At 45.3% G+C, this 13,604-nt stretch carries 9 protein-coding genes; 6 read left to right on the top strand and 3 right to left on the bottom strand.

Going from position 1 to position 13,604, the window contains the following annotated elements; genetic code table 11:
- Positions 1-11 precede the first annotated feature (11 nt).
- The 3 genes from pstA to ACMUMQ_RS11405 all read right to left on the bottom strand — a co-directional run bounded on the left by pstA (position 12) and on the right by ACMUMQ_RS11405 (position 5,066).
- Positions 12-1,727 carry a phosphate ABC transporter permease PstA gene (pstA, locus tag ACMUMQ_RS11415; RefSeq protein WP_414682120.1) on the bottom strand — a complete coding sequence of 572 codons (1,716 nt, stop codon included), beginning with the start codon at positions 1,725-1,727 and terminating at the stop codon, positions 12-14.
- Entirely contained in the window at positions 1,727-3,985 is a 2,259-nt protein-coding gene (locus tag ACMUMQ_RS11410; protein WP_414682119.1) for an ABC transporter permease subunit, read from the bottom strand. Before ACMUMQ_RS11410 ends, pstA begins: the two co-directional genes overlap by 1 nt.
- 112 nt (positions 3,986-4,097) lie before the next feature.
- Positions 4,098-5,066, bottom strand: a complete 969-nt coding sequence (locus ACMUMQ_RS11405; protein WP_414682118.1) for a PstS family phosphate ABC transporter substrate-binding protein — start codon at positions 5,064-5,066, stop codon at positions 4,098-4,100.
- Positions 5,067-5,471: 405 nt separating this feature from the next.
- Between ACMUMQ_RS11405 and ACMUMQ_RS11400 the strand changes: the two genes are divergently transcribed.
- The 6 genes from ACMUMQ_RS11400 to ACMUMQ_RS11375 all read left to right on the top strand — a co-directional run bounded on the left by ACMUMQ_RS11400 (position 5,472) and on the right by ACMUMQ_RS11375 (position 13,440).
- Positions 5,472-5,996, top strand: a complete 525-nt coding sequence (locus ACMUMQ_RS11400; RefSeq protein ID WP_414682117.1) for a TRAP transporter small permease subunit — start codon at positions 5,472-5,474, stop codon at positions 5,994-5,996.
- A complete protein-coding gene (locus tag ACMUMQ_RS11395; protein ID WP_414682116.1) occupies positions 5,993-7,381 on the top strand; it encodes a TRAP transporter large permease in 1,389 nt (462 codons plus the stop codon). Before ACMUMQ_RS11400 ends, ACMUMQ_RS11395 begins: the two co-directional genes overlap by 4 nt.
- Positions 7,382-7,433: 52 nt before the next feature.
- The gene (locus ACMUMQ_RS11390) at positions 7,434-8,393 is read left to right on the top strand and encodes an NADPH:quinone reductase (RefSeq protein WP_414682115.1); all 960 of its coding nucleotides are present in this window, start codon (positions 7,434-7,436) and stop codon (positions 8,391-8,393) included.
- 134 nt (positions 8,394-8,527) lie between these two features.
- Positions 8,528-9,301, top strand: coding sequence for an AraC family transcriptional regulator (locus tag ACMUMQ_RS11385; protein WP_414682114.1), 774 nt, complete (start codon positions 8,528-8,530; stop codon positions 9,299-9,301).
- A gap of 303 nt (positions 9,302-9,604) precedes the next feature.
- The gene (gene putA, locus ACMUMQ_RS11380) at positions 9,605-12,727 is read left to right on the top strand and encodes a bifunctional proline dehydrogenase/L-glutamate gamma-semialdehyde dehydrogenase PutA (RefSeq protein ID WP_414682113.1); all 3,123 of its coding nucleotides are present in this window, start codon (positions 9,605-9,607) and stop codon (positions 12,725-12,727) included.
- Positions 12,728-12,741: 14 nt separating this feature from the next.
- A complete protein-coding gene (locus ACMUMQ_RS11375) occupies positions 12,742-13,440 on the top strand; it encodes a 1-pyrroline-5-carboxylate dehydrogenase (protein WP_414682112.1) in 699 nt (232 codons plus the stop codon).
- The last annotated feature ends 164 nt before the right edge of the window (positions 13,441-13,604 follow it).

Raw genomic sequence — 13,604 nt, 5'->3', positions numbered from 1 at the left:
TTCTTCTCCGCTTACATTTCTAGCGATTTGTATTTTTCACGTAGGTGATTTCGAATCGTTACTGCTGAGAAATTCAGTAGTGCAATAACCATCACAAGTAATAACGCTGTTGCATAAACAAGTGGTCGCGCTGCTTCCACGTTCGGGCTTTGGAAACCTACATCATAGATGTGGAAGCCTAAGTGCATAAATTTCTGATCCAAATGGATGAATGGGTAGTTTCCATCTAAAGGTAAAGTAGGTGCTAGTTTCACAACACCGACCAACATCAATGGCGCAACTTCACCAGCGGCACGGGCCACGGCCAAGATAACACCTGTCATGATCGCTGGGCTGGCCATTGGAAGAACCACACGCCATAGAGTTTCGGCTTTTGTCGCACCTAACGCCAAGCTACCTTCACGTACGTTACGAGGAATACGAGACAAACCTTCTTCCGTCGCTACGATAACCACTGGCACAGTCAATAGCGCCAAAGTAATCGATGCCCACATCAAGCCACCTGTACCAAAAGTTGGTGACGGCAATGCTTCTGGGAAGAATGCTTGGTCGATACCAGAACCCAAAAAGTAGATAAAGAAACCTAAACCAAAGACACCGTAAACAATAGAAGGTACACCAGCTAAGTTATTTACCGCGATACGAATAACACGAGTAATAACCCCTTGCTTTGCGTATTCACGAAGGTAAACCGCCGCCACAACACCAAAAGGCGTTACCAATACTGTCATTAACAATACCATCATTACGGTACCGAAGATCGCAGGGAAAACACCACCTTCTGTATTGGCTTCACGAGGTTCATCTGTTAGGAATTCCCATACTTTATTAAAGTAGAAACCTAACTTCTCGAAAACGCCCATCGCATTAGGACGGAAAGCGTGAACAATTTTCGATACTTGAATTTCATGTACCGTACCGTCCATCACTCTTACAGTGAATGAGTCACGATTGATCTGCTGGTATAGATCTGCAAGGTTCGCTTGCAAGCCTCTATACTCTTCATCGTATTGTGAACGCTCTGCTGCAAGGTCCGCTTCTACTTCTGGTGTTAATTCACCATTCAGTTCATAGCGACGCTGCTTAAGACGAATACGCTCAAGGGCATGGTTAATTTTACCAATGTCACTTTTTTCAATGTGTTTGATTTCGTCATGGATAACTGCCGCACGCTCGATGCTTTTCTCGAAAGTAGCCCAAGTCGCTAACGCAGAATCCGTCGGCGTTAAATCCGAGGTTTCAGCAACCACCTGACCATCTTCTTTCACCGACATTAGATAACCATATAGGTTGCCCCATTCGTGACGTTCTGCTGCAAACAACATTTCCGGTGTTTGGATATCGCTTAGGTATTTGTCTAACACCCAACCAAAATCCGCACCGTAAACATCGCGGTTACCCATTTTAAGAAGCGTACGCTTAAGTAATGGATCGCCACCTTCAGGAAGGTTTACACCGGCTTCACGTAATTGAGCAGCGGTTACTTCTACGCTCTCAACACGTTCTGCCGCAATGGTGTAAGACTTCTCACCAGGCAATGAATAAGTCGCTTGCATCACATCCGCTGGCCAAAAATGGCCCAAGCCTCTGACAGCAATCAAAAGTAATAAACCGACTACCATGATGACCGAAATCGCCACAGCACCTGCATTTAGCCACACCCATGGATCACCAGATTTAACCCATTGAGATACGGACTGTTTTTCCATTTTTATTTCGCTACTCATTACAATGACCCGTATTTTTTGCGTAGGTGCTGACGCACGGTTTCAGCGATCGTATTCACTACAAAAGTGAAGATGAACAGAACAAACGCTGCCAAGAACAGAATACGATAATGTGAACTTCCCACTTCTGATTCCGGTACTTCTACCGCAAGGTTCGCCGCTAACGTACGCATACCTTCGAAGATGTTGAAGTCCATAATTGGTGTATTACCAGTCGCCATAAGAACGATCATGGTTTCACCTACCGCACGACCCATACCAATCATGACGGCAGAGAAGATACCTGGGCTCGCTGTTGGCAATACAACGCGAGTCATGGTTTGCCAGTAAGTGGCACCCAATGCTAGAGAGCCTTGAGTTAAGGCTTTTGGCACACTGAAAATCGCATCTTCGGTAATCGAGAAAATGGTCGGGATAACCGCAAAGCCCATCGCAAAACCAACTACCAAAGCGTTACGCTGGTCGAAAGTGATGCCCAAGTCATGGGTAATCCAGCCGCGGATGTTGCCGCCGAAGAAGCTTAATTCAATGATTGGACTCAAAATCAAACAGAACCAAGCAAGGAAAACAATCACAGGAATAAGCAACAATGGCTGCCAGCCTTCTGGCACTAACCAGCGAATGTTGGTTGGCAATCTTGACCATAGATAAGCAAATAGCAGAATACCGACAGGTAAAACCACTAGAATACTGAAGGTTGCTGCTAAGTTTTCTTCTAAGAAAGGCGCAAAGAAAAGACCCGCTAAGAAACCTAGGATAACCGTTGGCAAAGCTTCCATCAGCTCGATCACAGGCTTGATCTTACGACGCAAGGCTGGTGCCATGAAGTAAGCCGTGTAGATCGCACCACAGATTGCCAAAGGAACGGCCATCAGCATAGCGTAGAACGCCGCTTTCAACGTACCAAATGCCAAAGGCATCAAGCTGTATTTAGGCTCGAAGTCGTTACTTGCAGAAGATGACTGCCAAGTGTAAGTAGGCTCTGGGTAACTTTCGTACCAAACTTCACCCCAAATAGATGACCAAGACACTTCTGGGTGCTCGTTATCTACGTGGTAGAAATGCAGTCCTTTACCGTCTTCTAGTAATAAACCATTCGCGCGAGGAGAGAAACTAATCAAACGAGCTGTTTCATCACTCAAACGCTCATCGATTACTTTACGCTTAGAGGTGGCGTTGTAAATCGCCACTAAACCATTTTCGTCCAATGTAGCAAAGCCTTTACGGCGTTGTTCCATGGCGGTATCAACAATCGCGTTAGGTTGCTTAACATCACGGATGAAGTGCAGTTTTTCTTCGTTGGTTGCATCGTCACGAACGTTAAACCACTGGCTCACACGACCAGAAGAATCCGCCACCATGACCGATGTTTTACCAACAAGGTAATTCATGGAAACCAACTGAGAGTTTTCAGCCACTAAAGAGGCTTGATCTTTCAGTGTGATGTTATCGAAATCCCGTAAATCAAACTCGCTGAATTCACCCGAGTTTGTTGCGATATACAAAGAACGCTGATTACCACTGATAAGTAGGCTATTGATGTCCGCAATGAATGGAATCGCTTCGCGCTGTTCGGTTAGCTCAACTTCTTCAGTAATGAAGTTAACATCTTTAGTCACTTTCAAAACCGATGTTTGAGACTCACCAGTAGCAGCGATGGTTAAACCATCTTCACTGTCGCGAATCGCTAATTTCTCAATAGCAAAATCGGCAACGCTGATGGCTTCTTCGCCATAAGGGTACTCAACAAAAGGGGTGATCTGACGCTTTCCATCAGGATACGTAGTACGGTAGCTGTGCTGTTTAATCACTACTTTACCGTCGGCGTAACCAAATGCCAGTAAACGACTCGTATCAGATTCAACGGTGAAGCTTGTCACCTCTTCTGCACGGGCGCTTTCTATTGTCTCAATGACAGAACCGTCCTCGATAGAAAAGAATACGATGGCACCATTGCTGGCAACACGCATACCAATTTCAGATTGCTCTTCCGTAGCTAAATAAAGGCTTTTACCTTCATCTTGAGCAGGCAAAGAATAACTTGCCTTAGGGTCTATTGAAGCACCAGAAAATAATGGCGCTACTTCATAAAAGAGATAGAAACAGATCAGAAGTACAGCAAGAATTACACTGCTCCCTCCGACTGCTATGCCCATTCCAGCCACTTTATCTTTCAGGGCTCGAAACTTACGATGACGCTTTAAAGCTGGCGTATTGAAATCCAGTTCAGGCATCTGATGGTCAGTCGATTTAGTCATCCGAATTCATCTTTGTTGTGTGACAATTTTATGACACTAGGAGGGAAGTAAAAAGCAGGAGAGCGTTACGCTATCCTGCTTTCAAGTACATCACCAGTGTCGCCAAGCGAACTTAGTTAATGCCTAAAGTATCAAGGTATTTATCAGCAACTTTAGCTGGTAGAGGTACATAACCGTCTTTTACAACAACCTCTTGACCCATCTTAGATAGAACCATTTTAACGAATTCACGTTGTAGTGGTGCTAGTGGCTTGTTAGGTGCTTTGTTTACGTAAACGTAAAGGAAGCGAGACAGTGGGTATTTACCCGCAGCAGCGTTCTCAGGAGTCGCTTCTACAAACGCATCGCCTTCTTTCTTAGCAAGTGGCAAGGCACGTACTGAAGACGTTTTGTAACCGATACCAGAGTAACCGATACTGTTAAGAGAAGTAGAAACAGACTGAACAACAGAAGCAGAACCTGGTTGCTCGTTTACACTGTTTTTGAAGTCACCTTTGAAAAGACCGTTGTCTTTGAAGTAACCGTAAGTACCAGATACTGAGTTACGACCGAACAATTGAATGTCACGGTTAGCCCAAGCACCAGTCAAACCTGCTTTACCCCAGTTAGTGATGTCTTCGCTGTGTCCACCTTTACGAGTAGAAGAGAAGATTGCATCAACTTCAGGAAGAGACAAACCTTTGATTGGGTTATCTTTATGTACGAAAACCGCTAGAGCGTCGATAGCAACTGGGATAGCTGTTGGCTTGTAACCGAATTTTTTCTCAAACGCTGCAATTTCTTTGTCTTTCATAGTACGAGACATAGGACCGAAGTTAGACGTACCTTCAGTCAATGCTGGTGGCGCAGTAGAAGAACCAGCTGCTTGAATTTGGATGTTTACATTTGGGTATAGACGTTTGAAGTCTTCAGCCCACAATGTCATCAAGTTAGCCAAAGTATCAGAACCAACACTTGAGATGTTACCAGAAACACCGCTAGCCTTAGTATAAGTATTCAAACCTGCATCAACGTCTGCAACAGCGTTAAAAGAAACACTTGCCGCTGCTGTCATTGCTAAACCCGCAACTAGTTTTTTCATCACATAAACCCCAATGGTTATAGTCAAATATTTATGAGCAACTGCTCATAGCTCGTTCGATGGAACACACTATAAAAAAGTTATGTGACAGAAATGTTAAACAGTGAAATATTTCAAAATTATTTTTCAATCCGACCAAAAAACGAGGATTAAAGCCGCACCAAAGCGCCACTTTTTGCGAGTGTTATCATCTCGTAACAAACAAAAGCGCAGTTTTTCACTTATAAAGGCGTATTTTATTCATAAAATGCCACGAACTGCCGTGAGTAAGCCCCTGAAATATTCCCATAAGTAGCGTTATCCAATAGACTAGCTGTCCGGATTTTACTGGTTAGGTTTTAACCTTATAAAAAAGACCTAAAAAGCATCCGGCAATAACGATTAAAAAACTCTGTGGGTATTTCAATGTTAAACAAACTGGTCTGTTCGGCCGAAGCTGTCTCCCATTACACAGGGCGATGTGTGGCTTGGCTTACTTTATTTATGATGCTGCTTACTTGCCTGATCGTACTGTTACGTTATGGCTTTGGTATTGGCTCTATCGCACTGCAAGAATCGGTTCTGTATCTTCATGCGTTAGTGTTTATGTTAGGCGCAGCTTATACACTTAAAGACGACGAACATGTACGCGTAGATGTGTTCTACCGAGATTTCTCTGCTACCAAAAAAGCATGGGTAAATATTCTTGGCGGCCTATTCTTTCTTTTACCTTTCACGATTTACACCACTTATTTAAGTTTAGATTACGTGAGTGCGTCTTGGCGTGTATTAGAAACTTCCCCAGAGCCAGGTGGACTGCCTTTTGTCTACCTATTAAAAACACTGATTCCTATCATGATGGTATGCCTAATTATTCAAGGCTTAGCTGATATTGCAAAAAACATAGCCGTAGTTAAGACAGGAAAAAACTCAAAAGGACGTAACTCATGATTGAATTCATCCCTTTATGGCTCTTTGCCGCCGTTTGTGTCTGCTTGCTATTTGGCTACCCTGTTGCCTTTTCATTAGGTGGAACCGCGTTAATATTCGCCGCTGTTGGATCATTGGCTGGCACATTTGATAGCGTTTTCTTAGAAGCCTTGCCGAACCGCTTATTCGGTATTGTTGGCAATGAAACCCTCATCGCGGTACCGCTCTTTGTCTTGATGGGCGTGCTCTTAGAAAAATCCAAATTGGCTGAGAAACTGCTTGAATCCATGGCCATGCTATTTGGTACCATGCGTGGCGGCCTTGGTATTTCGGTTATTTTGGTAGGTATGCTGTTGGCTGCGAGTACCGGCATTGTCGGTGCAACGGTTGTCACCATGGGCATGATCTCTTTGCCAACCATGTTACGCCGTGGTTACGATCCTGCGCTAGCAACAGGAACCATCTGTGCGACAGGAACATTAGGTCAAATCATTCCGCCGTCGATCGCCTTAGTTCTGTTGGGCGATGTAATGTCGAATGCTTTCCAAAAAGCTCAATTGGAAATGGGGATTTTCTCGCCTAAAACCATCTCGGTTGGTGACTTGTTTGTCGGCGCCTTGGTTCCTGGTTTAATTCTGGTTTGTCTGTATATCCTTTATGTTGTGATGGTCGCTTGGTTGCAACCTCACAAAGCGCCTGCGGTGCCTCGTGAAGAATTACGCAACGGATCAACAGAATCTTTAGCGGTTCAGTTGATTAAAGGCTTGCTACCACCGCTTATTCTTATTTTTGCTGTGTTGGGTTCTATCCTTAGCGGTGTGGCAACTCCTACAGAAGCCGCTGGTGTTGGTGCATTGGGCGCAGCTATTTTGGCTTGGGCCAGCGGTAAACTGGACTTCCAGACATTAAAAGACGCTGTCTATTCAACGACCAAAGTCACCTGCATGGTGTTTATGATTTTGATCGGTGCCTCTTTATTCTCGCTCGTTTTCCGAGGATTTGGTGGCGAAGAGCTGATTCATGATTTCTTCTCTCAGCTGCCTGGTGGCGTTGTGGGTGCAATGATTGTTGTTATGTTGCTGATGTTCTTCCTTGGCTTCATCTTAGACTTCATTGAAATTACTTTCGTTGTTGTGCCAATCGTTGCGCCAGTTTTATTAGCAATGGGCTTAGACCCTGTTTGGCTTGGCATCATGATGGCGATCAACCTACAGACGTCTTTCTTAACACCGCCATTTGGCTTCGCATTATTTTACCTACGTGGTGTGGCGCCGCCGGAAATCAAAACTCAGTCTATTTATAAAGGTGTACTACCCTTTATTGTTATTCAGCTCTTTGTGCTGCTGTTGCTATCAATATGGCCAGAACTGGCGACTTGGTTACCAGAACAAGTATATACAGATTAATTAAGCTGCTTACGAAACAACAAATATAAATATCTACAGTGAGGATTAGAATATGAAAGCAATGCAAATAAATGCCTATGGCCCAGCGAGTGATTTGTCATTAGTCGACGCCCAAACGCCAAGTATTAATGCTGATCAAATTCTTGTTCAAGTCGGTGCAGCCGGCGTGAACCCTGTCGATACTTATATTCGTTCCGGCACTAATAACTACTCCACAACCTTTCCCCATACTCCGGGTTTAGACGGAGCCGGAACCGTTGTGGAGCTTGGCTCTCAAGTCACTGGCTTTGAAGTGGGTCAACGAGTGTACTTTAGCCGCAACCTGTCTGGCTCCTCTGCCGAGTTTGCTGTTTGCGCAACGACTCACACTTATCCCTTAGCTGACGCCTTATCGTTTGAAGAAGGCGCTTGCTTAGGCATTCCTTACACCACAGCTCATCGAGCTTTGTTTGGTCGAGCAAATGCCAAAACAGGTGACAAAGTTCTGGTTCATGGCGCAACAGGCGCGGTTGGTATTGCAACGGTTCAATTGGCGTTATCAGCAGGCATGGACGTGGTCGCCAGTGCAGGAACACAAGCAGGAGCAGATCTTCTGCGTGCACAAGGCGTAAACACAGTGATTATGCACAATGAAGACAACCACCTCGAAGCTTTTCAGTCACTGGAAACAGGCTTTGATGTGATTATCGAAATGCTCGCGAATCATAACTTAGACCAAGACTTAAAAGCCTTGACGACTGGCGGTTGCGTCGCTGTCGTTGGCAACCGTGGCACAGTAGAAATTAACCCTCGTGATTTAATGGCACGAGACGCTTCGGTTGTTGGTGTTGCTCTTGCGAACATCAAACCATCCGAATTATCTTTGATTGCCAAAGCCTTGCGACCTCTTTTTGAAAAAGGCGTACTCAAGCCTGTCATTCGTCACAGCTACGAGTTAACAGAGCTCGCTCAAGCCCATGAAGATGTGTTGAAATCAGGTGCTTTAGGGAATCTTGTGGTACGTATTAACTAAGCTCGTAGGCAACTGTAGTGCGAGGCGTACATAAAAGCCTCGCCTGTTACTGCCCACTTCTTAGTTGGAAAATACGTTAGAAAACCACTCATAAAGCGCTATACTTTTTATTTCATTTATCTAAAAGGTCTATTTTGACTCAGCCTGATTCTGACGTTATCAGCTTACCGAGCGAAGCCCATGCCCACGATCACGATTACCACCAGCTAGTGGTTGTGCTTGATGGCAATACTGACTTCGATATTCAAGGTAAAGGTAAGCAACTCCATACTGGTGAAGGCTGCATTCTGCCTTCAGCAAACAGTCATGCCTTCGCAGGACTAGGAGACAATCAGATCATGGTGGTTAATTTGCCGATTCCGCCACAAAAAAGCATCACAGATGAAGAATACGAAGTGGTTTCGCGCTTATTTGATCAAGCGGCTTATTTTCAATTAAACCCTCGCTTACAGATATTGGCGTCCGCTTTGTCTGGTGAATTACAGCAATACCCGAATGATTCAATGCTTGCTCGCGCCTGCGGTAACACCTTACTCAGTGCGATTCGCCACCAAATGAACAATAAAGACGTGCGCACTCGTGGCAATCAATTGGATATCGACAAGCTAGATCAGTTTATCGAACTTAACCTTTCCCGCCGCGTGCATATTGATCAACTCGCCAACTTCTGTTTCTTGAGTGTGAGCCAATTCCATGAGCGTTTTAAAGATAAAACAGGCATGACGCCGCATCAGTATTTAATGCGAAAGCGCTTAGAACGGGCTCAAGATTTACTTCGAGATGGTTTCCCTCCCATCCAAGTAGCAGAAATGTGCGGCTTCTCAAGCCAGAGCGCCATGACCAATGTTTTCTCCCAAACACTAAACATCACACCGCTCAAATACCAAAAGCAATTTGGCAATCGTTAGTCTTTTTCGACAGCACTGAAACGCCCTATTTATAGGCATTCCCCTCTTTTTTATCTATTTTGTGCACAACAACAAAACACGCCCAATTTTATTCTTCTCAAGCCGGACTTTCTTATAAAAAAAGACGATTTTTTCGAAAGACAGCGAATCCCCTCTGTCACTAAAGTGTCAGCATTATCCATATACGCATTACGCCACTTTGATTGATCAATAAGTGGCCAAAAAAATGCTTAATGCTCTATAACAATATGCGACCTTGGTAAAAAGCAACTGTGCTTTTTATGCAGCTCGGGAGACCCAATCATGTTTAAAGCGATTGATGTGTTACAGCCAGAATTCATTCAAAAACCACTCAATGAATTATGGACGCTCATTTCCCCTCTTTACAAAGCGGACGAAGAAAGCTGGTTAAAGGAACTTTTACCTTTAGCAAAACCAACAGAGCAAGAACTCGCCAACCACACTAATGCGGCGTCTCAATTAATCGCTGAAGTGCGAAAAGACGATGACAGCATGTCGATGATCGACGCACTTTTGTTGGAATACAGCCTAGACACCAAAGAAGGCATTCTATTAATGTGCCTTGCAGAAGCCTTAATGCGTGTTCCAGACAAAGAAACCGCCGATGCTTTTATCAAGGATCGCTTAAGCGTGGCCGATTGGGCTTCTCACGCGAAAAACTCAGACTCCTTCTTCGTTAATGCCTCAACATGGGGGTTATTGTTAACGGGCAAAATTGTCACCATGGACGAAAACAAAGACGGCACACCAGCCAACCTTGTTAATCGCATGGTAAACCGCGTTTCTGAGCCTGTAATTCGCAAAGCGATGAACCAAGCAATGAAAATTATGGGGCATCAATTCGTCCTTGGTCGCGACATCAAAGAAGCCTTGTCTCGTGGTAAAAGCTACCGAGACAAAGGTTACACCTACTCTTTTGACATGTTGGGTGAAGCGGCTCTAACGGCCGCAGACGCTGATAAATATTTGCGCTCTTACGAGCAAGCCGTTGAATCTGTCGGTAAAGACACTTATTCAAAAGGTTACCGCCCAACGATTTCTATTAAGCTGTCGGCACTTCACCCACGCTATGAAGTTGGTTGTGAAGAACGCGTCATGACAGAGCTTTTCGAAAGCGTAAAAGGCTTAATTACCAAAGCTCGCGCATTGAATGTTGGCATTACCATAGATGCAGAAGAAGCAGACCGTCTAGAACTTTCCTTAAACCTCTTTGAAAAGCTATACCGCGACGAAGCCTCTCGCGGATGGGGATTATTCGGTTTGGTTGTTCAGGCTTATTCTAAGCGCGCTCTGCCTGTTTTGGCTTGGCTTGCCGCCTTAGCGAAAGAGCAAGGTGATCGCATTCCTGTTCGTCTTGTAAAAGGCGCTTATTGGGATTCTGAAATCAAGCTTTGCCAGCAACGCGGCATCAATGGTTATCCTGTTTATACTCGCAAAGAAGCGACAGACGTTTCTTATCTTGCCTGCGCCAACTTCCTTTTGAGTGAACACACTCGCACGAATATTTTCCCGCAGTTTGCCAGTCATAACGCCCACACAATAGCGACAATACATTGTTTAGCGAATCAGCTTGGCGCAACCTCAGAAGAGTTCGAGTTCCAGCGTTTACACGGTATGGGTGATGCTCTTTATAACCATTTAATTAAAGAGAACGACATCTGTGTCCGTATTTACGCTCCAGTCGGCAGCCATAAAGACTTGCTTCCTTACTTGGTTCGTCGCCTGCTTGAAAACGGCGCTAACAGTTCGTTTGTCCATCGCTTGATTGATGCCAGCTACCCGATTGCTGATTTGGTCGATCACCCAGTCACCACGCTGGAGAACCGTAAATCATTGGCAAACCCACACATTAATCTGTCAGCAAACTTGTTTGATGATCGTAAAAACTCATTCGGCCCAAACATCGAAATAGACTCTGAGTGGACGCCATTCGAAGCCAAGATAAAGGCTTTCATGACGCAAGACACCCAATGGCGCGCCTTCCCTATTGTTGGTGGCGAAAAAGTCGAAACGAGGCATTCACACTCTATTGTTAGTCCTTACGATCACAGTCAAGCAACTGGCCAAATTGATTGGGCAGACACAGCAACCGTTACTAAAGCCATCGATCTTGCTGAAGCAGCGTTTCCTGCTTGGTCAGCACGTCCAGCAACAGAACGTGCGGATTGCTTGGAACGCGCGGCAGATTTGATGGAAGAAAACTACGCTGAGCTTATGGCACTTTGTCATCGTGAAGCAGGCAAAACCATTCAAGACAGCATTGACGAAGTACGAGAAGCCGTAGACTTCTGCCGTTATTACGCTCAACAAGCACGAAGCCACTTCGCAACACCAACAACCTATACAGATTTCTTAGGAAACCAAAAACAGACACAGTTAAAAGGTCGCGGTGTTTTCACCTGTATCAGCCCTTGGAACTTCCCACTGGCCATCTTCATGGGTCAAGTCGTTGCTGCGCTTGTTGTCGGTAACACCGTCGTTGCGAAACCCGCTGAACAAACCAGTTTAATTGCCTTTCGTGCCATTGAGTTGCTCCATCAAGCAGGCATTCCAACCGATGTGCTTCATCTTCTTCCAGGTGATGGCGCAACAGTCGGTGCACCCTTAACCAGTGATAAACGCATCGCAGGTTTAGCCTTTACTGGTTCAACCGGAACAGCACAATTGATCAACCGCACATTGGCTGCACGCGGTGTCGCTCCAGTTCCTGTGATTGCTGAAACCGGCGGCCAAAATGCCATGTTGGTTGACTCGACTTCTTTGCCAGAACAAGTAGTTCGTGATGCCATTCGCTCTGCCTTTGCCTCAGCCGGTCAACGCTGTTCCGCTTTGCGTGTTTTGTTTGTCCAAGCTGACATTGCTGATCGTGTGATTCCGATGATTAAAGGCGCAATGCAAGAACAGACAGTAGGTTTGCCTTACTTACACAGCACAGACGTGGGCCCAGTGATCGATAAAAAAGCGCAAAAAATGCTGCTTGATCACATTGAACACATGAAGGCTGAGGGTAAGTTAATCGCGCAAGCGGCTTTACCTGAATTCGCGGATAAAGGCACTTATGTTGCGCCAACGGCGTTTGAAATTGGCAGCATTGACCAGTTAACCGATGAGAAATTCGGCCCGATTCTGCATGTGATTCGCTACAAGGCTCGCGATCTAAACAAGATCATCGACACGATTAACAACTCAGGTTTTGGTTTGACACTTGGCGTTCATAGCCGTAACGAAACCACTTGTGCCAACATCGCCAGCCGAGCACGCGTTGGTAACCTCTACATCAACCGTGACCAAGTCGGCGCTGTTGTTGGGGTGCAACCCTTTGGTGGCCAAGGTTTGTCAGGCACAGGGCCAAAAGCAGGCGGCCCACATTACTTACAACGCTTCGCCATTGAGCAAGACCTTTAAGGGGAGACAACATTATGACAATCGTACAACCTATCCAAATTCAGGTCGCTCAAAATGTCTTCGAAGCATGGGACAAACTTGGCGTCACTGGTCGTGCTGAAAAGCTAGAAAAAGCCCTTGCTGCTTTTTCTGACAATCAAGGCAAAATGGCACAATGGCAAATCGACAACGCAAAGCGAGAAATTGCTGAAACTCGTGTGATGCCAGGGCCAACAGGCGAACGTAACGAACTTTCTTGCCAAGGCCGAGGGCCGTTTCTGTGTGTTTCTCTACTCAATAGCGATTCAACAGACAAGGAAACAGAGACCGTAGGTTTAGTTGGTCAGGTTTTTACGGCGCTGATTGCTGGCAACCCAGTGATTACTGTCGGACAAACTGGTCAAGATATCATGGATAAAATCACGCCATATGTTGTAGAAGGCGTGATCCAAAATATTGCGGATTCAGCTTTGGATTCCTTGATTGAAGCAAATCACCTTGCTGGTATTGCTACCTTGTGTGATGAGGCTCAAGCACAGCAGCTCAATCAACGACTTGCGGCAAAAGGCGGCTTAATCTGTCAATTGATCGAAGAAACCGACAGCAAGAGCCTAAGCACCATTGCGAAGCCTCATTACTTGTTGAGATTTGTGACGGAACGCACCATCTCTAACAACACCACAGCCATCGGCGGAAACGCCACGCTACTCGAACTCGGCAGCATGGATGATTAAAAATACGCGATAACAAAGCCTATTTTTTTATTAAAACACTCTGACTAGTCCTGATATAGGTTGACACTTATTCAGGTTCTAAAACGCTCGATGAACCTCATCGGGCGTTTTGTATTTTAAGGCCATATGTGGCCGACTCTTATTATAACTTTCTACCGACTCCG

This window comes from Marinomonas algae (genome assembly GCF_047525555.1).
Classification (GTDB): Bacteria; Pseudomonadota; Gammaproteobacteria; order Pseudomonadales; family Marinomonadaceae; genus Marinomonas.
This window is presented reverse-complemented; position numbering and strand designations above follow the sequence as displayed.

Excerpts from the sequence above, each read along its gene's own strand:
- ACMUMQ_RS11395 (WP_414682116.1), top strand. The coding sequence starts at position 5,993 with ATGATTGAATTCATCCCTTTATGGCTCTTTGCCGCCGTTTGTGTCTGC.
- ACMUMQ_RS11390 (WP_414682115.1), top strand. The coding sequence starts at position 7,434 with ATGAAAGCAATGCAAATAAATGCCTATGGCCCAGCGAGTGATTTGTCA.
- putA (WP_414682113.1), top strand. The coding sequence starts at position 9,605 with ATGTTTAAAGCGATTGATGTGTTACAGCCAGAATTCATTCAAAAACCA.
- ACMUMQ_RS11375 (WP_414682112.1), top strand. The coding sequence starts at position 12,742 with ATGACAATCGTACAACCTATCCAAATTCAGGTCGCTCAAAATGTCTTC.
- pstA (WP_414682120.1), bottom strand. The coding sequence starts at position 1,727 with ATGAGTAGCGAAATAAAAATGGAAAAACAGTCCGTATCTCAATGGGTT.
- ACMUMQ_RS11400 (WP_414682117.1), top strand. The coding sequence starts at position 5,472 with ATGTTAAACAAACTGGTCTGTTCGGCCGAAGCTGTCTCCCATTACACA.
- ACMUMQ_RS11405 (WP_414682118.1), bottom strand. The coding sequence starts at position 5,066 with ATGAAAAAACTAGTTGCGGGTTTAGCAATGACAGCAGCGGCAAGTGTT.
- ACMUMQ_RS11410 (WP_414682119.1), bottom strand. The coding sequence starts at position 3,985 with ATGACTAAATCGACTGACCATCAGATGCCTGAACTGGATTTCAATACG.